The organism is Mesorhizobium yinganensis, assembly GCF_040081985.1.
GTDB classification, from domain to species: domain Bacteria; phylum Pseudomonadota; class Alphaproteobacteria; order Rhizobiales; family Rhizobiaceae; genus Kumtagia; species Kumtagia yinganensis.
The window spans coordinates 102,589-125,382 of sequence record NZ_JBEBMH010000008.1 but is presented as its reverse complement, the minus strand read 5'-3'; the positions used below and the strand labels follow the sequence as shown (position 1 = coordinate 125,382).

At 61.9% G+C, this 22,794-nt stretch carries 18 protein-coding genes and 1 tRNA gene; 7 read left to right on the top strand and 12 right to left on the bottom strand.

Annotation, left to right across the window (positions count from 1 at the left end):
• Positions 1-148 precede the first annotated feature (148 nt).
• Positions 149-733: a TetR/AcrR family transcriptional regulator gene (locus tag ABMA59_RS16795; RefSeq protein ID WP_349006528.1), complete on the top strand. Its 585-nt coding sequence runs from the start codon at positions 149-151 to the stop codon at positions 731-733.
• A 348-nt stretch (positions 734-1,081) separates the two neighbouring features.
• On the opposite strand, the gene ABMA59_RS16790 is transcribed toward ABMA59_RS16795, so the two are convergent.
• The 8 genes from ABMA59_RS16790 to ABMA59_RS16755 form a co-directional block, all read right to left on the bottom strand.
• The gene (locus tag ABMA59_RS16790; protein ID WP_349006527.1) at positions 1,082-2,104 is read right to left on the bottom strand and encodes a LacI family DNA-binding transcriptional regulator; all 1,023 of its coding nucleotides are present in this window, start codon (positions 2,102-2,104) and stop codon (positions 1,082-1,084) included.
• A gap of 282 nt (positions 2,105-2,386) precedes the next feature.
• Positions 2,387-2,725 carry a slr1659 superfamily regulator gene (locus ABMA59_RS16785; RefSeq protein ID WP_349006526.1) on the bottom strand — a complete coding sequence of 113 codons (339 nt, stop codon included), beginning with the start codon at positions 2,723-2,725 and terminating at the stop codon, positions 2,387-2,389.
• Positions 2,726-2,903: 178 nt separating this feature from the next.
• A complete protein-coding gene (locus ABMA59_RS16780; protein WP_349006525.1) occupies positions 2,904-3,461 on the bottom strand; it encodes a slr1658 superfamily regulator in 558 nt (185 codons plus the stop codon).
• 3 nt (positions 3,462-3,464) lie between these two features.
• The gene (locus tag ABMA59_RS16775) at positions 3,465-5,816 is read right to left on the bottom strand and encodes a SpoIIE family protein phosphatase (RefSeq protein ID WP_349006524.1); all 2,352 of its coding nucleotides are present in this window, start codon (positions 5,814-5,816) and stop codon (positions 3,465-3,467) included.
• Positions 5,813-6,997, bottom strand: coding sequence for a class I SAM-dependent methyltransferase (locus ABMA59_RS16770; RefSeq protein WP_425475927.1), 1,185 nt, complete (start codon positions 6,995-6,997; stop codon positions 5,813-5,815). The genes ABMA59_RS16775 and ABMA59_RS16770 overlap by 4 nt, the downstream gene beginning before the upstream one ends.
• Entirely contained in the window at positions 6,994-7,467 is a 474-nt protein-coding gene (locus tag ABMA59_RS16765; RefSeq protein WP_349006522.1) for a ubiquinone biosynthesis methyltransferase UbiE, read from the bottom strand. The genes ABMA59_RS16770 and ABMA59_RS16765 overlap by 4 nt, the downstream gene beginning before the upstream one ends.
• A 176-nt stretch (positions 7,468-7,643) precedes the next feature.
• Entirely contained in the window at positions 7,644-9,074 is a 1,431-nt protein-coding gene (locus ABMA59_RS16760; protein ID WP_349006521.1) for a putative bifunctional diguanylate cyclase/phosphodiesterase, read from the bottom strand.
• A gap of 910 nt (positions 9,075-9,984) precedes the next feature.
• A tRNA-Ser gene (locus ABMA59_RS16755) sits at positions 9,985-10,074 on the bottom strand.
• Between the two features lie 457 nt (positions 10,075-10,531).
• Between ABMA59_RS16755 and ABMA59_RS16750 the strand changes: the two genes are divergently transcribed.
• On the top strand, positions 10,532-11,677 hold the full coding sequence (locus ABMA59_RS16750) for a porin (protein WP_349006520.1): 1,146 nt from the start codon (positions 10,532-10,534) through the stop codon (positions 11,675-11,677).
• 146 nt (positions 11,678-11,823) lie between these two features.
• Here the strand turns inward: ABMA59_RS16750 and ABMA59_RS16745 are convergent, their stop codons facing one another.
• Entirely contained in the window at positions 11,824-12,720 is an 897-nt protein-coding gene (locus ABMA59_RS16745) for an alpha/beta fold hydrolase (protein ID WP_349006519.1), read from the bottom strand.
• 104 nt (positions 12,721-12,824) lie between these two features.
• Positions 12,825-14,855 carry a lytic transglycosylase domain-containing protein gene (locus ABMA59_RS16740; RefSeq protein WP_349006518.1) on the bottom strand — a complete coding sequence of 677 codons (2,031 nt, stop codon included), beginning with the start codon at positions 14,853-14,855 and terminating at the stop codon, positions 12,825-12,827.
• Positions 14,856-15,086: 231 nt separating this feature from the next.
• Here ABMA59_RS16740 and dapA point away from each other — a divergent pair, with 231 nt between their 5' ends.
• The 3 genes from dapA to ABMA59_RS16725 all read left to right on the top strand — a co-directional run bounded on the left by dapA (position 15,087) and on the right by ABMA59_RS16725 (position 18,441).
• The gene (gene dapA / locus ABMA59_RS16735) at positions 15,087-15,968 is read left to right on the top strand and encodes a 4-hydroxy-tetrahydrodipicolinate synthase (protein WP_349006517.1); all 882 of its coding nucleotides are present in this window, start codon (positions 15,087-15,089) and stop codon (positions 15,966-15,968) included.
• Between the two features lie 25 nt (positions 15,969-15,993).
• A complete protein-coding gene (gene smpB, locus ABMA59_RS16730; RefSeq protein WP_349006516.1) occupies positions 15,994-16,473 on the top strand; it encodes an SsrA-binding protein SmpB in 480 nt (159 codons plus the stop codon).
• Between the two features lie 432 nt (positions 16,474-16,905).
• The gene (locus ABMA59_RS16725) at positions 16,906-18,441 is read left to right on the top strand and encodes a tlde1 domain-containing protein (RefSeq protein WP_349006515.1); all 1,536 of its coding nucleotides are present in this window, start codon (positions 16,906-16,908) and stop codon (positions 18,439-18,441) included.
• 74 nt (positions 18,442-18,515) lie between these two features.
• Here ABMA59_RS16725 and ABMA59_RS16720 read toward each other — a convergent pair whose 3' ends face one another.
• Together ABMA59_RS16720 and ABMA59_RS16715 are read right to left on the bottom strand one after the other, a co-directional pair.
• Positions 18,516-19,166, bottom strand: coding sequence for a uracil-DNA glycosylase (locus tag ABMA59_RS16720; protein ID WP_349006514.1), 651 nt, complete (start codon positions 19,164-19,166; stop codon positions 18,516-18,518).
• Between the two features lie 11 nt (positions 19,167-19,177).
• On the bottom strand, positions 19,178-19,756 hold the full coding sequence (locus ABMA59_RS16715; protein WP_349006513.1) for a LabA-like NYN domain-containing protein: 579 nt from the start codon (positions 19,754-19,756) through the stop codon (positions 19,178-19,180).
• A gap of 283 nt (positions 19,757-20,039) precedes the next feature.
• Between ABMA59_RS16715 and rpoZ the strand changes: the two genes are divergently transcribed.
• Together rpoZ and ABMA59_RS16705 are read left to right on the top strand one after the other, a co-directional pair.
• Complete coding sequence (gene rpoZ, locus ABMA59_RS16710) at positions 20,040-20,441, top strand: DNA-directed RNA polymerase subunit omega (protein WP_349006512.1); 402 nt, start codon at positions 20,040-20,042, stop codon at positions 20,439-20,441.
• 109 nt (positions 20,442-20,550) lie between these two features.
• Positions 20,551-22,782 (top strand): RelA/SpoT family protein, encoded by a 2,232-nt coding sequence (locus ABMA59_RS16705; protein ID WP_349006511.1) that lies wholly within the window; start codon positions 20,551-20,553, stop codon positions 22,780-22,782.
• Positions 22,783-22,794 lie beyond the last annotated feature (12 nt).

Here is a 22,794-nt window from a genome sequence, read left to right as displayed (position 1 = left end):
CCGGTATTGGAAGGCCGTCTGGGTCCAAGGTCGCGAAGAGCACGATGGCGCCAGAGACGATCGCTTGAAGTTCGGCGAGGATTACTGTACCGTCTGGACGGTAATGTCAACTGACAATCCCGCTGGAAAAGCGGGAAGGGAAACGCCAATGGATTTGGTCACCAGACAGCGGCTGGACGTTCCGGCGCGGCCGACCGCCCGCGCGAAAATTCTGGCGGCGGCGGCCGATATCGCCCGCGACGTGGGTCCGGCGAACCTCTCGCTCGACGCGGTCGCGGCACGGGCCGGCGTTTCAAAGGGCGGGCTGCTGTACCACTTTCCTTCGAAGGCCGAGTTGTTGAAGGCGATCGTCGAGGATCATCTGCGACATTTCGAGGAGGAGTTGGCGGGCTATCCCTGTCTGACAGGCGGACCGGCCGATATCCTGCGCGCCTATCTGGAAATCTCGATGGTCGACTGCGCGCGAAAGACGCCGCCGGCCTCGGGGGTACTCGCCGCCATCGTCCAGCATCCGGAAATGATGGTGCCGATTACGGTCTTCAAGCGGCAGATGCTCGACCGGCTGAAGGCGGACGCCGGCGAGGAATCGACGGCGCTGATCCTGTTTCTGGCGATGGAAGGCCTGCGCAGCATGAAACTCTTCGACGCCGAGGTGCTGTCGGCGGAGGAGACGGAAAAGGCGGTCGAGGCGCTGCGCCGGCTTATCGGCTGCAAGGCGGCGGAAGCCGCTTAAGGGATCAGCCCCGGTAACGCGTGATCCTCAGCGCAAGCGCTGCGCAGCCTATGGTGATCACCAGGATGACGGTGGCGATGGCATTGATCGACGAGCCAGCGCGGTACGCATCTTGCCCCGGACAAATGTCGACAGGGTGTTGCCCGAACCAATTGTGAAGATGGTGACGATGAATGCATCCAGCGACAGCGCAACGTGATCACAGGGGTGGTTCAAGAAGATGAGAGGCTGCGCGGAGTCAGGCAGGGCTGCCGATCGTTGCCCGCTCCTTCAGCCTCGGCCACTTGTAGAATGCCAAACGGGAAACCGGCCAAGCCAACGATTCTCAAACGTGGGCAACCCTTTAGACTATGAGGGTGGAGGAGCGACGGACAAGCGCATGATCAGGGGACATTCGACCTTGCGCAGGCGCGGTAACTGGTTCGATGCCATCACATTCTCATAGTCAAGCAACATCTGAACCGCCTGCCTCCCCATCTCCTCATGGGGCAGCAGCATGGACGTCAGCGGCGGATCCAGGCGCTCGGCAAGGGTGAGTTCGTTGTCATAGCCGACGACGGAGACATCCTCAGGGATACGCAAACCGCGTTCCTTGATGGCTTCGTAAGCGCCGGCGGCTATGCGGTCATTGAAGCAGAAAATGCCCGTCGGCGGATTGGGGAGCGCCAGCAGGCTGTGGGTTTGCTCGCGGCCCTGACGGAGCGACCAGGGGGTGGATTTTATCAGGCTCCTGTCGATGACGATGTCCCAGTTGGTCAATGCCTGCCGATAGCCGGCCTCGCGGTCCGGGCCGGCAACCACCATCGGGTGGTCCGTCAGATGCGCGACGCGCCGGTGACCTGCTTTCAGAAGAACTTCCGTCGCCGCGTAGGCGCCGGCGACATCGGCCGGAACGATCGAGAGCTCTCCCGCCTTGGCATTGGAGCAGTTGAGCAGCACGGTCGGAATGCCTTGCAGGCTCTTGGGCAATTCTACGACCTGCCGGATCAGCGTCGCATAGATGATGCCGGCAAGGCGCGGGGTCTTCAGCACCTCGATCGCGACCGCTTCGCTGGCGGCATCCCGGCGCGTCCGGAACATCGAGATGACGCAGTCGGCTTCGTCCGCTTCGGCCTGAGCTCCTTCAACGAAGGGTGGGAAAAACGGGGTAGAGGCGATCTCGTCGATGAGCAGTCCGATGATGCGGGTCGGAGCGGCGCCGGCGCTGTGCCGAAGGCCCTTGGAGTAACCCAGGCTGCGCGCCGCCTCGACGATCCGCTCGCGGGTGGCCTTGGCGATGCGCGCGTTCGCCACATCGTTGAGCACGATCGAGACGGTGCCCTGCGAAACGCCGGCAAGCCGGGCGACGTCGGTCATCGTGGCGCGTTTCATGTCGACCTCCGGCGCCGTCCATATCCGTCCCCGTGATCCGATTCAATGCTTGCCGCCGTAATATTCGCAAGTAAAAGACGAATAAAATTTGCAAATTATACGCATGGCGACATGCTTTGACATCTGGCGACGCAACGAATTTCCAGGCTGGGGAGCGTCGTCCTCGATTGGACATCCCGCTTCCTCTCCCGCAGGTAGCGCCAGAGCGGGAAGCGCCATCACGTCGATCGTCGGTGCGGCCCTTTCCTTGGCGATCTGGGAGGCAGGTGTTCGACCGCGCGGTCAGTCGATCTCCAGCGACACCGCCGGATGGAGTTTCTTCAAATTCGGCAGGGACTTGGTCTGCCACGGAATTTCCGAGCTCCCCCGCACGACGAGCCTCACGTCGGACTGTTTGCGGACCTCGATGGTGAATTTTGCCAGCAGATTGATGCCCGAGGAGTTCAGGAATTCCAGGTCGGTCAGGTCGAGCGTCATGGAGGGCGGCTTGGACGCCAGGATGCGGGTCATCAGCGCCATGATCGGCGCGTAGGCCTCCGTGCCGGAGAGGCGCATGGATCCGTCGAAATGGACATCGTTGCCCTCGGTCCAGACACGGTAGTCGTCCGTTTTGATTTCCATGTGCGGCTTCGTTCTTTCCTGAATGCGCTCGTACGACCTTCAGCTTTTGATACTCAAGCGAGGATGCCCACCAATGACGCCTCTCCACGCTTCCGACGCTGATGTACGGGGATGTACACTGCGCTTCGGCTCTCGAACACCACCAATTCGGCTCGCCCCGGCCGGAATCTCCACAGGCTTAGTGAGACTGTGAAATCGAGATGGTAGCGAATGTCTCGAGATGGACTCGGTCGCCCTCATCCACGGGGCTGAATATCCAGGCAAGACGTACGCCGTAGTCGCTCATCAGTGTCAGCAGGCCCAGACCCGATCCGGTGTCATCCGGGTCCGCGGCATTGGCCTCGATGCGGCTGATCAGCATATCGCCGGGATCGCCGATCGTTATCTCCGAAAGCAGTTCCTGAAAAGTCGCGGCGGTGGCGTCGGCAACGACGTTCGATACTTTGACCTTGAAGTTCTCTGTATCCATCGACGCCTCGACCATGATCTCGCCGGGCTCGCGGAACTTCACCGCGTTCTCGATGAGTTCGTTGACGAGGTAGCCGATGTTGTGACGAACCTCCCGGTAGTCGTTGCGCGACGCATGAAAGGGCAGGGAGAAGAGATCGGCGATGAAATCCGACGTCGTCGCGCAGTGATGCCACCTCAAGTCCAGCGGTCCGTCGAACAGCCGCACGCGGCTGACGCTGTCCTTCATTCCGATTGCAATATCCGCGGGTCCAAACAGAGTGGCCATTGCTCACCTGTGTCTCATGACGACGAGCGTGATGTCGTCGTGAATTTTGCGGGTGCCGATGTGTGCCATCAAGTCTTCCACGATCCCTGTCTTCATCTCCTCGGCGCTGGCGCCGTAGCGCTGGCGGGCGCTTTCGCAGAGGCGATCCAGCCCGAACAACTCGCCGCGCGGATTCTCGGCCTCGGTCACGCCGTCGGTGTGAAGGACGACGACGTCGCCGCTGGCAAAGGGGATATTGCGGGTTGCGACAAAGGGCGAAATGTCCTGCTCAAGCCCGATGGGCAGGCCGAGATCGATCGTGTCGATGCGTTCCACGTCGCCGCCTTCGCGCATGACCAGCACCTCTTCATGCTGTCCCGAGAGGGTCAGTTGTTCATCCTCATAATCGAGGAAGGCTAATGAGAGGTGCTTGTCGGAGTTTGTGCGCTCGAGATTCTTGAAGATTGCGCGATTGAGCCGTTCGAGGAACTGCAATGGGTCTTCCTCGCCGGTTTCCTGCAAGGCGCGGGCCACGGACTGAACCATCAGCATCAGCACGCCGCTTTCAAGGCCGTGCCCGGTGACGTCGCCGATGCCGATCTTCAGCCTTCCACCATCCTGCTGCAGCACGTCGTAATAGTCGCCCCCCACCTCGTCGGCCGGGCGCATATAGGCGGCGATCTCGACACCAGGAATGGCTGCGAGTTCGCGGGCCTTGGGCAGCACCATCATCTGGATGTGACGTGCAACATCGAGTTCCGCCCCGAGCCGGATGTTCTCGCTCCGCAGCTTCTCGTTGAGGGTCGAGATCTTCTTATTGGCGTCCTCAAGATCCTGGGTCCGGTCCTCGACCATTTGCTCCAGGTTTTCCGTGTGAAAGCTGATTTCCTCCGCCATCTTGTTGAAGGCCACGCCAACCTCGCCGACCTCGTCCTTCGTGGGGATGTCGACCCGGACGGAATAGTCCTTGGACTGCAGCCTACGCGCGGCGGAAGCCAGGGCGCTGAGGCCGGCGGTTATGCGCTTGGACAGGCCGAACACCGCGGCGAAGACGATCAGCAGCGCAACGCAGATCGCTGCCAGTTGGTAGAGCAGGATGCGGTTTGTTGCCTGCGAGATGCTGTTCTGGGTAGCGATGAGAGTGGCATAGATCTCTCGCTCAGGCACCACGATGCCGACTGTCATCGTTTCCTTCGTAATCGGCCCGGCACTCCACATGTTCGTCGGTTTGAGCTGCTTTAGAACAACAATGTAGTTGTGCTTTTCGCCCTCATAGTCGAGCGTGATAGTCTGGATTGCGCCATCATTGGCCTGGTCGAGAGGAAGCGAAGCGATAGCCGCCTGGCTGCTCTTGCGCAGGGACCGGTCGAATACGGATGGGCTGGTGTTGCCGATGCCGAGCGTCTTCTCGCCGGCCGGCGTGACGGCGAGAACATTGCCGTTCGACATTGCAAGAAAGGCGAAGCCGGTGTCCGCGATCTTCACGCTCTGGACGATATCGGCCACCTGGTCGAGCGTCAGGTCGGCGCCGATGACGCCGGCCAGGTCCTTTCGGTCTCTGGTCCACACGGGACGCATGAAACTGACGATTATCTTGCCGGTGACACCGTCCATGTAGGGCGAGAGCGTGGTGATCTCGTCGTCGACCGGCTTGCTCGAAGGGTCCTTGAGCCAGCCCTGCCAATCCTCGTAAAGCTGGGGAAAGAAGAAATCCCACCAGTTCGTTTTATTGTGACCGGGGTAGACGCGATCGAACGTGACGCCCTGATTGGTGTAGGGGGTCAAGCGCAGGATCGGAGCGCTTTTCGGCCCGAGGAAGTAGACCTGCAGCTTGCGCGTGCCGCTGTTCTGAACGGCAGGGCCAAAAATGTTGAAGGCCGTGCTGTCACTGACGATGGCCGCAACGTTGGGAGGCAGATTTCTGGTCGCATTGAGCAGATAGCCCCACACGGTAACAACAGAAGCCTCTCCAGGTTCGTTCTGCCACCAGTCGCCGGCCGGATTGTATGTGAGCGGAGTGGAGAACGAGGGATCGCGTTCGATTGCCTCGCCCAATGCTGCCTGAACCTCGGGATGATCGATGAGCGCCTGCGTCGATCCGGCGAGAATGTCCATTTCGGTGTGGACCTGGTCGATCAGCAGGTCGGTTCTTTCGGCGGTGGTGGCGATATAGTTCTGAAGATATTCGCTGGTCGCCTTGGTCAGGCCGAGCCCCACCTGCTCCGTCGCGTCCCGCGACAGCCGATTCACGTTCCATAGCGCCAGGCCGCCGCTGACCAGCAGGTCGAACAGCACCGCACTGCCGACAACCAGCAGGAACTTCGCTCGGAACGAACGAAGCCCGAAGCGCGATGTGGCTTCTTCCACTGGGCTCATAGGGGTTTGCGCCCCGATGCGACCCAGACCGGCCAGCCAGCATATCCCTTGGGGTGAAGCGCTGCAAAGATATGATCCTGAAAGCCCTTGCGGAACCGCTCGATGAATTCAGGGCTGTCGCCGCGCTTGCCGGACATCTCTCCGGCAAAAGTATCCTCCCAGGCCTGGATAACGTCTGCAAAATCCTGCGGATCGCCGTCGAGATTGGTCACCATGAAGGATTCGGCGCGAACATCATCGAAACCAGCATCCATCAGGTAATGGCGGCTTTTGGGGCCAAATTCCAGGTCCATTTTGAAATGGGCAAACAACTTGGCAAGCTCGTCATAAGTCCATTCGATTGATTCGCCGCGCGGTTCGCCCAGGCATTGCGAGATTTTCTCGTTGGTGACGTACACGCGCCCGCCAGGTTTGCAAATACGGTACATCTCCTTCAGGATCAGGGCCGGCCGGTCGAATATCTGCAGCGAGTGCCGACAGGTCACGAGGTCGAACTGGTCGTCCTCCAGCAGCATCTCGGAGGCATCGCCATAGGTGTATTCGACGCCCTTTACGTCGAACTCCTGGGCCACGCGGCGCGCATAGGCGAGGCTCGACTTGGAATGGTCGAGCGCGACGATTCGAGAAGGCTGGAATTCCTTCTGCACGAGCAGTGCGAAATCGCCAATGCCGCAGCAGATGTCAGCCATGATGATACCCGCGCGCATGCCGTGGCGTGGGAGGATGGCGCGCTCGTGGCGCCAGGTCATCTTGGTCTGCGTGCGCAGGACCGGAATGAACCCGCCTTCTTCGAGGAAGGTTTGTCCGGGGTAGAATTCCGTGTCGTACTCTTCGACGACGATGTTCGGCTCGATATGACCGAGACGTGCGAACTTGCGCGTCGTCCAGCCGACCACGCTCGAGGTCACGATGACAAATCTGAGATCGGGCCGGATCCGGGAAGTGTCGATGATCACCCGCGAAAAGGCGTGGAACGCGATGTTGTTCATCTGCGCAAGCCGCCTGACGTTCACGTAAAGCACACCGCGCACCCGGTCGATGGACTCTTTCAACAGGGACAGGCTTGGCGCGAGCTCGTCGATCGTCTGGGGCCGCACGGAGCCCGAGATCGAGAATTCCTGATTGCTCAGGTCGAAATGCGCCTTGAATCGCGCCAGTGAGCCGAAGGTGGTCGCGCTCAATGTGTCATGCCTCCGAGCGGGAGATCGACGACCAGAGTGATGGTGTCGTCGCCGGCTTCCTGCAGCCTGATGGCTGCGCGATAGTTGACGGCCAGTTCGAGCAGCATCATGTCGCGGCTGGGGGCGATATCGCCCGACAGCGAGTTCAGATACCTGCCGGGCCGATCGTCCTGCTGGATCCGCGAGACGGCCTCCTCGAAGAACTGGCGCTCTTCCTCGCCGCAGGCAAACGTCAGTTCCACCCTGTCGGTTTCGCCACGGCGCGAGATCTTGCAGGCGAGGGCGCCGCCGACGTGACGGGTGCGGAAGGTGAGCTCCAGCAACTCGTTCAGCGCGGAAGAAAAGAGATTGGAAAACAGAACCGAGTCGGGCCGGTTGTGACTGATGGTGCGCGCGAGGTACGTCGCTATGTAGTCGCAATGGGTCCAGTTGGAATGAAAGGAAGCGATCTGCATGTCGATCTGGATCATTGCGCGGAAGTCGTGATCGGCAATGTCATCCCGCGCAGCTTTCGTTGGCATTTGGCTTCCTCGGATTCAGATCGTATTCGGCGAAATGCTGCGAATGTCTATTCACGACAGCAAATTGATATTCGGCAAAGCGCGCGCGGATGGTAAGCCTGTTCGCCAGCGGAAATCCATATAAATTACCCTCGGCCCTGCTGTTCCAGCCTTGGTAACACCATCTGCGGTCGGGCCATGAAATCCTGCACCGCGTCAGCGCTCATCGACTGTCCCAGGAAGTTGCCCTGGAGGGTATCGCAGCCTTCGTCGACCAGCCACCGCGACTGCGCCACTGTCTCGACCCCTTCCGCTGTGACGCTCATGCCCAGGCCGTGCGCCAGACTCAGGATGGAACGGACGATTGTCTGGCTTTTTCGATCAGTCAACAGGTCTTCGATGAAGTAGCGGTCGATCTTGAGCGTGTCGAAAGGGAAGTTCTTCAGATATCCCAGCGACGAGTAATGCGTGCCGAAATCGTCGAGGGAAATCTTGATGCCGAGCACGTTCAGTGTGTTCAGCGTGTCGAGATTGTCGACCGTCTGCTCGAGCAGGACCGATTCGGTTATCTCAAGTTCGAGCCGATCGGCCCGCATGCCGACGGAATCCAGGATCTGAGCGACGGTGTCGGTGAGCGAGCCGCTGAGAAATTGCGCCGGCGAAAGATTGACGGCGATGTTCAGCGAGGCAGGCCAGGTCATGGCCTCGCGGCAGGCTTCCTCGAGCACCCAGCGGCCGATTTCTTCCATCAGGCCGTCGTTCTCGGCCATGGGGATGAAGACGTTCGGAGGGATCAGGCCGATTTCGGGATGGTGCCAGCGCAGAAGGGCCTCGAACCCGACGATCGTCGATGGCGGGCGGATAAGCGGCTGGTATTCGAGGTAGAGTTCATGCCGCTCCAGCGCGACGCGAAGACTTCGCCTCAGATTCTCGCGCTGTTCCAGCAGCATCATCATGGAGCGGTTGAAAACCCGCGCGCAGCCGCGGCCATCGCGCTTTGCCGCATAGAGCGCGATATCCGCGGCCTTCATCAGTTCCTCGCTTTCCGCGCCATGCTGCGGACCGAAGGCGATGCCGATGCTCGCGCCTACGAAAAGCGGGATGTCGTTGATGATAAATGGCGCCTTGAACTCGTCAACCAGCGCCTGCGCAAGCCCTTCGGCTTCCGCCGGTTGCTGCTTGCCGCTCTGGATCACCGCGAACTCGTCGCCCGCATAACGATAGGCCGAATCGCCGTCCCGCAGAGCGCTCCTGATCCTGTTCGCAGCGAGCTGCAGCAACGTATCTCCGGTGCTGTGGCCGAGGGTGTCGTTGACGGATTTGAAATCGTCGAGATCGATCTGCAGCAGCGCCGAGCGTTCCCTGACGCCGTCGGTCTCCGACAGCACCTCGTTCAGCCGCTCGCTGAACTGGCGTCTGTTCTGAAGACCTGTCAGCACATCGTGCGTGGCGAGGTGCAAAAGTTTTTCGTGCTCGGCTTCCTCGACGATGACGGATTGTGTGTCCGCCGATTCGATGATGCCCAGACCGTCCGGCGTCCGAAAAACGAGCGCCTTCTTCGATTTCTGCCTTGGCATCTGAAGCTCGACGGTCGTCGGCAAACCGTCGCGCAGGACACGTCCAAGTGCGTCTCTTGGATCTCCTTCAGCCAAAGCGGGATAGATATCCCCGACGCTCGCACCTGGGACCATGGTGCCGTTGTGGATGTGCTGCAGACTCGAAGCATATTGCGTCAGTCGCAGTTCGTCATCGTAGAAAGATATCAGCTCAGCGGTATGCTTAAGAAAGCCGGCAAGATGTATTTCGGCATCCGATGACGGGTTCGACTGCCGCTGCCCTAGGCGGATGCCTGCACGCGCTGCCTTCGGATACCCAAACAATTTCCAGAAGCGGTGCAAGTCCGCGCCTCCTCGCCGCCATCGGATAATATTAGCATATCGAACGAAACGTCCGCAAACCCCCCTGGTGCCGAAGCCCACAGGCGGAAGCCGCGGTTACGGGAAGCGACCTTTTGCTGTCACCATTTTGGAAGCGCGGGTGTCGGGCTCTCCCTTTCCCGGTCGCATGCGAGTTTCCGACGATTGGCTTCGACGGTCGATCCTGGGTTCCACCTGCATTGCCGTGCACGAGTTGAACGAAATCATTGCCGGTCAGGTCGATCGCATGGCTTGCCTTCAATGAGGTTGTGTTGAGCTATTCGGCGCTGACGCCGTTGCCGAGGACGAAGCTCCTTACGCACGCGCCGACGCGATCGGAACCCGCTGTTCTGAGGCGAAGGATCTTGCGAGGTGTGATAACTTCGGTGTCGTCAGGCAAATAGGAAGCTGGCACTAACTAAATCATAATAGCCGCATTTTCATGCTGCAGTGCAATGGTAAGACGTATCACGAGCCTTACCTTATCCAGCCAAGCTGAGTTACTTTCCTTCGCGGCCAGGGCTGATAAAGTGTGAACTATAGATCAAGTCATAGACTTTATTTGGATGGCTGGCGGAGAGGAAGGGATTCGAACCCTCGAGAAGCTTTCACCTCTACGCCCTTAGCAGGGGCGCGCCTTCGACCACTCGGCCACCTCTCCGTGCCGCCCCACTAGCCCGAGCGACCCCCGTGATCAAGCGGTTTCTCGGCGGGCGTCGGAACTCTTCACCTAAAAGCTGCGGGGAAAAAGATGCCGGCGTTCCAAAGGGAGAGATTCGTGTCTCGGTTGGACGTCGGTCCGGTAGCGCTTTGATTCGAACCCGTGGGCGGAAGTCGGCTCTGTATCCACGCATGTTCCGGGGCCTGATGGTTAACCAGGCGTTTAGAGGGGCTATCAAATCGTGTCTTTTGTGTCACAGGGCCAGACGATAGCGGCGTCGCGGTATCGAGGTCCCGACGATCGCGGTTGAACGGACGGAGGCGATGCGCAATCTTCAAACCAGAGAGAGGGGCGAGCTATCGTGTCTTTTTCGACTTCGGGGATGGGACAGGGAACGCTGTCCTTCAGCAAACATAGGCCCAGACCCTTTTATCAACTTTTGACTGGAGGTCAGAAAATGAACATCAAGAGCCTTCTTCTTGGCTCCGCTGCGGCCCTGGTCGCAGTTAGCGGCGCGCGCGCGGCCGATGCGGTCGTGGTTGCCGAGCCGGAACCCGTCGAATATGTGCGGGTCTGCGACGTCTATGGTTCGGGCTTCTTCTACCTGCCCGGCACCGAGACCTGCCTGAAGATCGGCGGTTATGTCCGCGTCGACATTCGCGGCGGCGATTATTATGGCTCCGACTACCTCGACGATCCGCACGATGGCGTCCGCAGCGCCGCCGGCGACGAGACCTACAACAACCGCGTCCGCTTCCAGCTGCGCGCCGACGCCCGCAGCGAGACCGAATACGGCACGCTGCGTTCCTATGCCGCCATCAACTTCAACTACCAGGTGTCCGGCAACGACACGAACAGCTATGACATGAGCGACGGCATGAGCATCGAGCATGCCTATATCGAGCTCGGCGGCTTCCGCATCGGCAAGACGGACTCCTACTTCTCGACCTTCACCGACTATTCGTCGGGCGTCATGAACGACGGTATCGTCCCCTACGGTCCGTTCGGCACGCTGCAGATCGCCTACACCTACACCGGCGCGAACGGCTTCTCGGCGGGCGTCGCGATCGAACAGGGCGACCAGAGCGATATCGCCTATAGCTCGGACGTCCGGGCCGATGGCCAGGCGCTTGGCGGCATCACTCAGGACTACGCTCCGTTCGTGGTCGGCGGTCTGTCGTTCACGCAGGGCTGGGGCAAGATCGGCCTCGTCGCCGGTTATGACAGCTGGCAGAACGAAGTCGCGGTCAAGGGCCGCTTGGACGTCAACATCACCGACACCGCTTCGGTGTTCGTGATGGGCGCCTGGGACTCGGCCGGGTTCGACAACGAGAACTACTACGCGCAGTGGGCTGGCGACTGGGCCGTCTGGGGCGGCACGGCGATCAAGTTCAACGAGAAGGCGACGTTCAACGCCGAAGTTGGCTATGACGACGGCGAGAACTTCTCGGTTGCCGCCAACGTGGCCTACGATCTGGTTCCGGGCTTCACGATCACGCCGGAAGTCGTCTATTACAGCCCCGACAAGAACAGCAAGGGCGAGACCGAGGAAGACACCGACGATAGCTGGGGCTTCAACCTGCGCTTCCAGCGTACGTTCTGATCGACCCTCAACGGTCAATAGGAAACCCGGCGGGCAACCGCCGGGTTTTTTCGTTGCGGAAGGTTCGAACGGCCACGCCGGATTGAAGGTGGCGACAGGCGTTATTGTCGTGAAGTGTGCTCGTGATGAAAAAGAGTCGATAGGGGCTATCGGTCGGGCGACTTTTCCAACTGCCCAAGGAACCGCGCTATTCGCTCCCGCAGGTCGCGGGTCTCCAGCATCGGCGGATGCCCTTGCCCGGCGATGCTGATCACTTCCATGCCCGGATGGCGCCGGTTCATCTCCGCGACCGTCTCGGTGGACAGAAGTCGCGTGTTCTCGCCGCGAATCACCATGACCGGGATAGTGTTCAGCGCATCGAACTGATCCCATAGGGCCGGCAGGGCTTGGCGGAGATCCAGCGTCACCACTGTATTGATCAGCGCGGGATCGTAATCGGCAACAGGCCGTCCGTTATCGTCGCGGTAGATGGCCTTTACCATGCGCACCCAATCCTCATCCACAAGCGCAGGGAAATCGGCGCCGTGGATCTCGCGCTGCGCTTGTTCGACTTCAGCGAATGTCGCGGCCTGCACGGGGCTTTCGAGATAGGAGCGGATATGCGCAAGGCCGGCCGCCTCGACGACCGGCCCGATGTCGTTGAAGATGGCAGCTTTCAACAGGGACAGCCGCATTACGGCCAGCATGTGGATGATCAGCCCGCCGCGCGACGTGCCGATGAAGGCAGCCCGCGGAATGCCGAGCGTATCGAGGCCGGCAAGAACGTCGTCCGCTTCCGTGACGATGTTGTAGTTCTTCCACTCGGGGTCGTAAGCGGAGGCACCGCGTCCGCGATAGTCGAAGGCCACAACCTTGCGCGGTGTTTCAGGATGGGTTGAGAGAAACAGTGCAAACTCATGAAAATCCCGGACATTCCTTGTCAAGCCGGGAAGGCAGACCACAGGCGTCCGGGCTTCGTTGCTATGGCCATAGATCCGCGCATGCAGCCGCAATCCGTCCTTGGAAGGATAAAAGAAGTCCGTGAAACCGTCGGTACCCGTCATGCCCTGTCTCCAGCCTCGTCGGTTGGATTAGCTACAGGCCGGTGTGATCCGGGTCAAACCGTCGCGAAAGCGCTGGGCCGAATCGGCGTGTAATGCGAGATGGATCAGCGGCCATTCACGAGGTCATGGGCGATGTCGAACGATCCGGTCAGCCGCATCTTGTAGACCTGGTAGTTCTCCATCACGCGCTGGACGTAGCTGCGCGTCTCGGCGAAGGGGATGCGCTCGATCCAGTCGACGACCGTATCGAGGTCCTTGCCGCGCGGGTCGCCGTAGCGCGCCACCCAGTCCCGCGCGCGGCCCGGCCCGGCATTGTAGCCGGCGAAGGTGAGCACATAGGAGCCGCTGAATTTTCCGAGTTGCTCGCCGAGGAAGGCTGCGCCGAGCGTTGCATTGTAGCCGGCGTCGGTAGTCAGTTTCTGCGACGAGAAGGCGAGGCCGGCCTTTTTGGCAACGTCCTTCGCGGTATTCGGCATCAATTGCAGCAGGCCGCGCGCGCCGGCGCCGGAGACGGCGCCGACGTTGAACTCGCTTTCCTGCCGGGCAATTGCATAGGCCAGCGCCTTGCCCGAGCCGGAAATATTGGCCGAGGACGGGATCGCGCCGACCGGGTGCGACAGGGCGCCGATGTCGAGGCCACGCGCCGCGGCGATCTTGCCGACCTTGAGGCCGAGATAATGGTCGCCGCGATCTTCCGCCATCGCCGCGAGCAACGCCAGTTCGCCCGGACTGGTCAATTGACCGGCGAGGTCGCGATAGAGCGTGTCGGCGAGATTGGCATAGCCCGCGGTCTCCAGCCGCTTGATGGCCTGGACGGCCTCACGATGCGCGAAGTTGCGGCGGTCGCTATCGCTCGGCGTAGGAGACGCGACGTTGATTGCGGCACGCCCGATTTTTTCCGCGGCAAGCTGGCCATAGAAACTCGTGCCATAGCCGGCGGCCCGTTCGTAATACGCCTTAGCACTGCCTGGCCCGCCGGCTTCGGCGGCCCGTCCCAACCAGTAATAGGCGCGTGACAGCGAGATCGGCCCGTCCGAGACCTCGGCAATGCGCGCGAAATGCAGCGCACCCGTTTTGGCGTCACCCAGGCCACGAAACGCGTACCAGCCGGCATGAAACTCCGCGTCGGCCTGGTTGACGGCGCTTTCGGTCGAATGCGCGGCGGCGATACGATAGGCGGTCTTCATGTCGCCCATATCGACCAGTTCACGCGACAGCGTGCGCCGCTCGATCCACCAGGCATCGGGGTCGATCAGGTCGGCGCGATCCTTCGGCGCCTTCAACATCACGGCAGCCGCCTCGGCGAATTTGTCGGTGCGCCGCAGATATTTTGCCTTGGCGAAGAGATAGCCAGCGCCACGCTGCGCGGCTGGCACCGCATCGAGCAGCTTGGCGGCCGTGCGGTCCCCCTTGGCGGCCGCGGCCCACGCATCGAAAAGCGGCCTGGCGCCGGCCAGGCCGGCGACGCGCTTGGCCGAATTCGCGCGGTCGGCATAAAGCATGCGTTCCATGCGGATGCGATGGTCTTCGGCAGGAATGATGGTGCCGAATTCCTTGATGATGGCGATTTCGTCATCGGCGTCGAGCTTTTCGCCGCGCCAGAACGGTGACAGCATGGCCCGGGCTGCATCCACGTCTCCGAGGGCGATGTAGGACCGGGCGAGGATGATGGCGCCCTCCGCTGTCCGTGGCGGCGTTCCACCGAATGCCTTGACAACGATCTGCGGCGCTGGTGCTTCGCGCAACAACGCCCGTTCGCTGTTGCGGCGAAAAGCCTCGGCGCCGGGCCAACTGCGCAGCGTCTCGGCAGCCGCCGCTATGTCGGCGCTGGGCACGAGCTTTCCCCCCTTCAGCGCGATGGCCCAGGCGAGGATATGGCAGTCGAGCGAGGAAGCGGGCAGGCTGTCGCGGATGACCCTTGCCGCGAGCACGTCGCCGGATGAAAGCGCATCCAGCCCGGCCTTCAACTGGGCGCTGGTGTTGCCCCCGATGCGGTCGCCCTTGCCGATGACCGCGATCGGGATGCCGGCCGTGGTCTGGCCGTCGAGCGTGGCGGCGACCGCGATGACCGGCAGGGCGACCACGGCGGCGGCCAGCAACATCGACCGGCGATGCCATGGGGTGCGTCTGCCCATAAGGCTTCCCTGTCCTGGTCCAGTACAAAGAGGAGCGGGTGTTGGCATGCTAGGTGTTGATGGTGAACGGCTTGTAAACGGAAAATTGGAACAACCCTTCGGATTGTCCCAACACCCGATCCTTGCGGCAGCACCATGTCAAGACTATGGTGCGCGGCCCCGCTTTCCTCTAGAAGGCGGCGCAATCGAAAAATGCAATGCAGCCGGCAGGTTGCGGAGGAGAATGACCAGATGTTGAGAGGTTCGTTGACCGCGCTCGTGACGCCGTTCGACAAGAACGGGGCGCTGGCCGAGAAAACGTTCCGCGACCTGGTCGAATGGCAGATCGCGGAAGGCACGAAGGGCCTCGTGCCGGTCGGTACGACCGGCGAGTCGCCGACGCTGTCGCATGACGAGCATCGCCAGGTGGTGAAGGCTTGCGTCGAGGCGGCGAAGGGCCGTGTGCCGGTGGTAGCCGGCGCCGGATCGAACAACACCGAGGAGGCGGTCGGCCTCGTCCAATACGCGGAAAAGGCCGGGGCGGACGCGGTGCTGGTGGTCACGCCCTATTACAACAAGCCGACGCAGCGCGGTCTCTATCTGCATTTCGCCACCGTCGCCAAGGCGACGAAACTGCCGGTCATCATCTACAACATCCCGCCGCGTTCGGTGATCGACATGACGCCGGAGACGATGGGCAGGCTTGCCCACGACTTCAAGAATATCACCGGCGTCAAGGACGCGACCGGAAAGGTCGAGCGCGTCTCCGAACAGCGGCTGACCTGCGGCAAGGATTTCATCCAGCTCTCCGGCGAGGATGCCTCAGCGCTCGGCTTCAACGCCCATGGCGGCGTCGGCTGCATCTCGGTCACGTCCAACGTCGCGCCGCGCCTATGTTCGGAGTTCCAGGAGGCGACGCTCGCCAACGACAAGGACCGGGCGCTGGAACTGCAGGACCGCCTGATGCCGCTGCACAAGGCGATCTTTCTCGAGCCCGGCCTTGCCGGCGCGAAATACGCGCTCTCGCGATTGGGCAAGGTGGAAAACGTCGTGCGTTCGCCGCTGACCACGGTGGAAGAGGGCACCGCCGAAAAGATCGAGACGGCGATGAAGCATGCCGGCTTGATCAATTGAAGGCCGCGCATCATTTGATGGCACGATGAATCAAGTCCGAAAAGCCGATCCCAACAACAAGACCGTCGCCGAAAACCGCAAGGCGCGTTTCTCCTACGAGATCCTCGACACGGTCGAGGCCGGTCTTGTGCTGACGGGCACCGAGGTGAAGTCGCTGCGCCAGGGGCAGGCGAACATCCAGGATTCCTACGCTTCCAACGAAGGCGGCGAGATCTGGCTGATCAATTCCTACCTGCCCGAATACCTTCAGGCCAACCGGTTCAACCACGAGCCGCGCCGGCGCCGAAAGCTGCTCTTGAACAAGCGCCAGATGTCGCGGCTGACGCAGAGCGTCGAGCGCGACGGCATGACCATGGTGCCGCTGAAAATCTACTTCAACGACCGGGGCCGCGCAAAGCTGCTGCTTGGCGTGGCGCGCGGCAAGAAATTGCACGACAAACGCGAGACCGAGAAGGCGCGCGACTGGTCGCGCGAAAAGGGCCGGCTGCTGAAGGAGCGCGGCTGACGAACTGCGGCGTCTTGGGCCATCGCGCTGTCGGCCGGTGCTGCTGATTCGGCCTCTCCGGTTTTTCACACAGACGATTTTCGCCGCGATTTCGCTTGATGCGCGTGCGCTTTCGTCGCGGGTGCGTGATGATTTTTCGTGGCCGCCGACGTTCACGTTTGCTTGACATGCCCGGCAAAACCGGCCAGCAAATCGATTCGAAAAGGGGTTCTTGTAGGTGCCGGGGGTTTGTGGGCCATCGTTGTGATGCGCCCCGCATGGAAAAGGTGTTTGGGAAAAGGGATTGGTTAACCATCATTGTCCATCTTTTGAGTCGATGAGCGACAGGCAAGGTGTGCCGATGGCGCGCCGGGGGATCACTCCTCGGACTGATGATCATAACGGCTACGCGGCCTGTTGCCGCGAAGCCGGCTCAAAGAAGACGGGTGCGTAATGGCGTTCGTGAGTAAACAAATCCGTTTCCGCGGCGACGCCGAGGGACTGCGTCCGAAGGGCATGCTCCCGAACCGAATGGTTCGCTGGATTGCGCTTCCATGTGCAGGCGCAGCACTGGCATTGTGGTCGGTAACGGTTCTGGCCGGTGTCAGTTCCATCGGGTCGTCCTTCGCCTCCTCGCCGAACCTCATGCCGCAGGGGCTCGCCAAGCCGACGGAGGTCGCTTCGCTCGATCCCATCAAACGGGAAACCATGCTTCGGCAGGCGCGCGCCTCGCTCATGCCGGATGCCGGCCCTTCCGGGAAAAGCGCGCGCCTTGCGACCACCGCGCTCGCGCCAATTTCCGCCGAAGCGCCCAGAAAGCGTGCTGGCGGCTTCGATCAGGTTGTCGCCGGCGCGGCGTTGACGCCGCAAAAGATGGCCGCGGCATTCGCCCGGGCCGGGCTCGTCGCCAAGGCGCCGGAAACGACCAAGGCCAGGGTTGCGAAGCTGTCGCCATCGGCGCGGGACGCTTCCTTGCCTAAGGCCACCGAGGAGCGCTTCGCCCGCTTGCCGAGCCAGGCCGTCCCCGTGCTGGAGCGATTCGCGCGCGGTGGAGCGGACGAGGTCCAGCCGGATTCCCCGGTACTCCTGGCCTATGCCGACCCGTCGCCATTCGCTGCGAGCGGTGCGTTGTCGGACGCCAGCGTACTGGAGAACAACGGCCTCGTCCTGCAGAGCCCGCCTGAAGACGACAGCGAGGACAGCGCCGCCTTGCCGGGCTACGAGGACACGCCGGATGCGACGCCGCTGCCGCTGCGGCGCCCGAAGGCCGACTCGGGCAATCGGTCCGACGATTCGAGACGCCCCGATGACACCAGCCGCTCGGACGACAATCGGCGTCCCGCTGACGTCAAGCGATCCGTCGACGGCAAGAACAAGGACGACGATCGTCGTTCCGACAAGAAGCGCGTCGGCGACGCCCGCGGCGGCGATGACGAAGAACGCAGGGCGACGCAGTCTCAGCGCGGCGCGCCGTCGATGTTCGCCTTCGCCAAGCCCGACGCTCCCGACAAGGAGCGCGGCGGCGGCATCTTCAAGAGTTTTCGTGGCACGCCCAAGGCCGGCGGCGGCACGGCCGTCTACGACATCAGCGCCAAGGTCGTCTACATGCCGGACGGTTCGAGGCTTGAAGCGCATTCCGGCATCGGAGCCATGGCCGACGATCCGCGCTATGTTCATGTCAAGATGAAAGGGGCGACGCCGCCCGGCACCTACAACCTCGTCATGCGCGAGAAGCGTTTCCACGGCGTGGAGGCGGTGCGGATGTTGCCCGCGAACGGAAAGGTGGCGCACAACCGCGACGGGATTCTGGCGCATTCCTACCTTCTGCGAGGCGGCCGGGCGGAGTCGCATGGCTGCGTCGCATTCAAGGACTACAATCGTTTCTTGACGGCCTTCAAGAAGGGCAAGGTCACGCGCATTGTCGTGGTTCCCGGTGGGGGCAAGTCGAGAAAGCCGGTGCAAATTGCTTCCGCGGCGCGCGGCGCCTGAGACGGGTCTGCGTTCAAGCATCGACTTGGTCTGCAATCAGGGGCCTGGGATCCGGCGTGGTCGCCGGCACAGCCTCAATCCAACGCCCGGATATGCTCTGCGATCCGTTCGAACACGCTGACGAACATGTCTTCGGTCAGCACGCCGGTGTTCGTGTTGTAGCGCGAGCAATGGTAACTGGAGAACAGTTTTACCCCGCCGATCTCGACTGATGCGCCATGCTTGAACGGAAAGGCGGCGACCCGTCCGCCGAATGCGCGCACCGTGGATTGGTGGGCGATGGCGCCGAGCGACAGTACGGCTTGCAGATTCGGGAAGCGGGCGAGGGCCGGTGACAGGAATTGGCGGCAGGTGTTGATTTCCGCCGGCGTCGGCTTGTTCTCTGGCGGCACGCAGCGCACGGCATTGACGATCGCCGTACCAACCAGTTCCAGCCCGTCGTCGGGACGCGCCTGATAGACGCCCCGCGCCAGTCCGAAACGGATCAGCGTGCGATAAAGAAGGTCGCCGGCATAGTCGCCGGTGAACGGCCGGCCGGTGCGATTCGCGCCGCGCAACCCGGGCGCCAGCCCGACGATGAGCAGACGAACAGCATCCTCGCCTTCCGGCGGCAAGAAGGTCGGGACGGGCGCATTGAACCAGTGGGGCTCGCGTGCGCGCCATTGGCCGATGAAATCATGCAGGCGCGGACAGAGAGGACAGTCGCGCGACGGCTCGGCGTTCACCGCCGATCCTGTCAGTATTCGTCCTCGGCGGCCGCAGGCTCGGTACGCCGGACCGGCCGCTCGGAGGGATCGCGCCCGACTTCGCTCTTCAGCGTCATCAGGTCGATGAAGTGGTCCGCCTGCCGGCGCAGATCGTCGGAGATCATAGGCGGCTGCGAGGCCATGGTCGAGACGATGCTCACCTTGCGGCCGCGCCGTTGCAGCGCCTCGACCAGCGTGCGGAAATCGCCGTCGCCGGAAAAGATCACGTAGTGGTCGACATAATCGGCGAGTTCCATGGCATCGATGGTCAGTTCGATATCCATGTTGCCCTTGATCTTGCGGCGCCCGGTCGAGTCGGTGAACTCCTTGGCCGGCTTGGTCACGACCTTGTAGCCGTTGTAGTCCAGCCAGTCGATCAGGGGGCGGATCGAAGAGTATTCCTGGTCCTCGACCAGCGCGGTGTAATAATAGGCGCGAAGCAGATAGCCGCGCTTCTGGAACGATGAGAGGAGTTTGCGGTAGTCGATATCGAAACCGAGCGATCTGGAGGTCGCGTACAGGTTTGCGCCATCGATGAACAGAGCGATTTTTTCGCGCGGGTCGAACATGACTGGAATGTCCTTGGTCAAAACAATCGGGTAGTGCAGCAAACTTGCGGCGGATACGGCTCGCGGAGAAAATCCGCTACGCATCGTCTATGCGAATGAGATACCGCCTTGCCGCCAGCTTTCCAAGGTCGGTCACGAAAATGTAATGACGCAGCCGGCCGGCCGTGATTGATCCAGTTGGCGCGGCGGGATCGGGGCTTGCCACAAAGCTTGTTTTCTGCCGTCTTTCGGGTTATGGAGCGCCCCGGCTTTCCATCACATCCAGGTATGAAAGGGGCAGTTCATGGCCCGCGTAACCGTTGAAGACTGCATCGACAAGGTCGACAACCGCTTCGAGCTCGTTCTGCTTGCCGGCCACCGCGCCCGCCAGATCAGTCAGGGTGCGGCCATCACCGTGCCGCGCGACAACGACAAGAACCCGGTGATCGCGCTGCGCGAGATCGCCGACGAGACACTTTCGCCTGGCGACCTCAAGGAAGACCTGATCCATTCGCTGCAGAAGCATGTCGAGGTCGACGAGCCCGAGAGCGACGGCGCCGAGATCGCCGACCAGACGGTGGCCGCCGCCGGCGAAATCGTCGAGCAGGACGACGACAGCAACATCGCCTTCGACCGCATGTCGGAAGAGGAATTGCTGGCCGGCATCGAAGGCCTCGTCGCCCCGGAAAAAAGCGACGATTACTAGGACTTGGCTTATGCTGCGGGCCTTTCGCGACCCGCGGATCATGGCTATCTATCGAATGCGCCGTGTCTTCGACGCGGCGCATGTTTTTGATGGGTGCGGACGTTGAGCCATGATGCGTCAATATGAGCTTGTCGAGCGCGTCCAGCGCTACAAGCCCGACGTTAACGAGACGCTGCTCAACAAGGCCTATGTCTACGCCATGCAGAAGCATGGCCATCAGAAGCGCGCTTCCGGCGACCCCTATTTCTCGCATCCGCTGGAAGTCGCGGCGATCCTGACCGACATGCATCTGGACGAGTCGACGGTGGCGGTGGCGTTGCTGCACGACACGATCGAGGACACGTCAGCCACCCGCCAGGAGATCGATCAGCTCTTCGGTCCCGACATCGGCAAGCTGGTTGAGGGCCTGACCAAGCTGAAGAAGCTGGACCTCGTGTCCAAGAAAGCCGAGCAGGCCGAGAACCTGCGAAAGCTGCTGCTGGCAATCTCCGAGGATGTCCGCGTCCTCTTGGTCAAGCTCGCCGACCGGCTGCACAATATGCGCACGCTCGACCACGTGCCCGAAGGCAAGCGCCTGCGCATCGCCGAGGAGACGATGGAGATCTATGCGCCGCTGGCCGGCCGCATGGGCATGCAGGGGATGCGCGAGGAACTCGAGGAACTCGCCTTCCGCTACATCAATCCGGAAGCCCACCGCATGGTCACGGCGCGGCTGACCGACATATTCGAGCGCAACCGCGGCGTGGTCGCCGGGATCGAGGCGCAACTGTCGGCTCTGTTCGAGAAGCGGTCGATAAAGGCCAAGGTCAAGAGCCGGCAGAAGAAACCCTGGTCGGTGTTCCGCAAGATGGAATCGAAAGCGCTGTCGCTGGAGCAGCTTTCGGACCTGTTCGGCTTCCGTGTGGTCGTCGATACCGTCGAGGACTGCTATCGCGCTCTGGGCGCCATCCACACGACCTGGTCGATGGTGCCGGGACGCTTCAAGGACTACATCTCGACGCCGAAGCAGAACGACTATCGTTCCATCCACACGACGATCGTCGGCCCGTCGCGCCAGCGCGTCGAACTGCAGATTCGTACCTATGAGATGAACACCGTCGCCGATTATGGCGTGGCGGCGCACGCGCTCTACAAGGATGGCCGCACGAAGCTGAACGGGGCGGCGCATTCGATCTCCAAAGAGACCAACGCCTATGCCTGGCTGCGCCGAACCATCGAGCAGCTTGCCGAGGGCGACAATCCCGAGGAGTTCCTGGAAAACACGAAGCTGGAACTGTTCCAGGACCAGGTCTTCTGCTTCACGCCGAAAGGCATGCTGATCGCCTTGCCGCGCGGCGCGACGCCAATCGACTTCGCCTACGCTGTCCATACCGAGGTCGGGGATTCCTGCGTCGGCGTCAAGATCAACGGCCGCATCATGCCGCTGATGACCGAGTTGAAGAACGGCGACGAGGTCGAGATCATCCGCTCGAAAGGCCAAGTGCCGCCCGCCGCCTGGGAATCGATCGCCGTCACCGGCAAGGCGCGGGCGGCGATCCGCCGCGCCACCAAGAACGCCATCCGCAAGCAGTATTCGGGCCTGGGCCTGCGCATACTGGAGCGTGTCTTCGCCCGCGCCGGCAAGGAATACACCAAGGAAAGCCTGAAGCCGGTCCTGGCGCGGCTCGCCCGCAGGGATGTCGAGGACGTGCTGACCGCCGTCGGCCGCGGCGAACTGGCCTCCGGCGATGTGCTGCGCGCCGTCCACCCCGACTACAAGGAGGAGCGGATAACCACGCCGCTGCCGACGCGCCGCGAGGAGGGCTGGTCAAAGATCCGCAACGCCGCCGGCATGTTGTTCCAGATACCGGGCCGCGCGGCACGCAAGGACCGCAAGGAACAGAAGGAAGGCGGCGCCGTGCCGATCCGCGGGGTGCGCGGTGACCTGCCGGTGCGCTTCGCACCCGACGGCGCCGTGCCGGGCGACCGCATCGTCGGCATCGTGCAGCCGGGCGTCGGCATCACCATCTATCCGATCCAGTCGCCGGCTTTGACCGATTTCGACGATCAGCCCGAGCGCTGGATCGATGTGCGTTGGGACATCGACGAAAGCAACCGCGAGCGGTTTCCGGCCCGCATCTCCGTGACCGCGATCAACGCACCGGGTTCCCTCGCCGAGATCGCCCAGATCGTGGCGGTCAACGACGCCAACATCCATTCGCTGTCGATGGTGCGCACCGCGCCGGATTTCACGGAAATGCAGGTCGATCTTGAGGTGTGGGACCTGAAGCACCTCAACCGGCTGCTTTCGCAACTGAAGGAATCGCCCGCCGTCAGCGAGGCGAAGCGGGTCAATGGTTGATCCTTGTCTGGA

What these genes read in the sequence shown, in the direction of transcription:
- ABMA59_RS16795 (WP_349006528.1), top strand. Translation starts at nt 149, where the DNA reads ATGGATTTGGTCACCAGACAGCGGCTGGACGTTCCGGCGCGGCCGACC.
- ABMA59_RS16790 (WP_349006527.1), bottom strand. Translation starts at nt 2,104, where the DNA reads ATGAAACGCGCCACGATGACCGACGTCGCCCGGCTTGCCGGCGTTTCG.
- ABMA59_RS16785 (WP_349006526.1), bottom strand. Translation starts at nt 2,725, where the DNA reads ATGGAAATCAAAACGGACGACTACCGTGTCTGGACCGAGGGCAACGAT.
- ABMA59_RS16780 (WP_349006525.1), bottom strand. Translation starts at nt 3,461, where the DNA reads ATGGCCACTCTGTTTGGACCCGCGGATATTGCAATCGGAATGAAGGAC.
- ABMA59_RS16775 (WP_349006524.1), bottom strand. Translation starts at nt 5,816, where the DNA reads ATGAGCCCAGTGGAAGAAGCCACATCGCGCTTCGGGCTTCGTTCGTTC.
- ABMA59_RS16765 (WP_349006522.1), bottom strand. Translation starts at nt 7,467, where the DNA reads ATGATCCAGATCGACATGCAGATCGCTTCCTTTCATTCCAACTGGACC.
- ABMA59_RS16760 (WP_349006521.1), bottom strand. Translation starts at nt 9,074, where the DNA reads ATGCCAAGGCAGAAATCGAAGAAGGCGCTCGTTTTTCGGACGCCGGAC.
- ABMA59_RS16750 (WP_349006520.1), top strand. Translation starts at nt 10,532, where the DNA reads ATGAACATCAAGAGCCTTCTTCTTGGCTCCGCTGCGGCCCTGGTCGCA.
- ABMA59_RS16745 (WP_349006519.1), bottom strand. Translation starts at nt 12,720, where the DNA reads ATGACGGGTACCGACGGTTTCACGGACTTCTTTTATCCTTCCAAGGAC.
- ABMA59_RS16740 (WP_349006518.1), bottom strand. Translation starts at nt 14,855, where the DNA reads ATGGGCAGACGCACCCCATGGCATCGCCGGTCGATGTTGCTGGCCGCC.
- dapA (WP_349006517.1), top strand. Translation starts at nt 15,087, where the DNA reads ATGTTGAGAGGTTCGTTGACCGCGCTCGTGACGCCGTTCGACAAGAAC.
- smpB (WP_349006516.1), top strand. Translation starts at nt 15,994, where the DNA reads ATGAATCAAGTCCGAAAAGCCGATCCCAACAACAAGACCGTCGCCGAA.
- ABMA59_RS16725 (WP_349006515.1), top strand. Translation starts at nt 16,906, where the DNA reads ATGGCGTTCGTGAGTAAACAAATCCGTTTCCGCGGCGACGCCGAGGGA.
- ABMA59_RS16715 (WP_349006513.1), bottom strand. Translation starts at nt 19,756, where the DNA reads ATGTTCGACCCGCGCGAAAAAATCGCTCTGTTCATCGATGGCGCAAAC.
- rpoZ (WP_349006512.1), top strand. Translation starts at nt 20,040, where the DNA reads ATGGCCCGCGTAACCGTTGAAGACTGCATCGACAAGGTCGACAACCGC.
- ABMA59_RS16705 (WP_349006511.1), top strand. Translation starts at nt 20,551, where the DNA reads ATGATGCGTCAATATGAGCTTGTCGAGCGCGTCCAGCGCTACAAGCCC.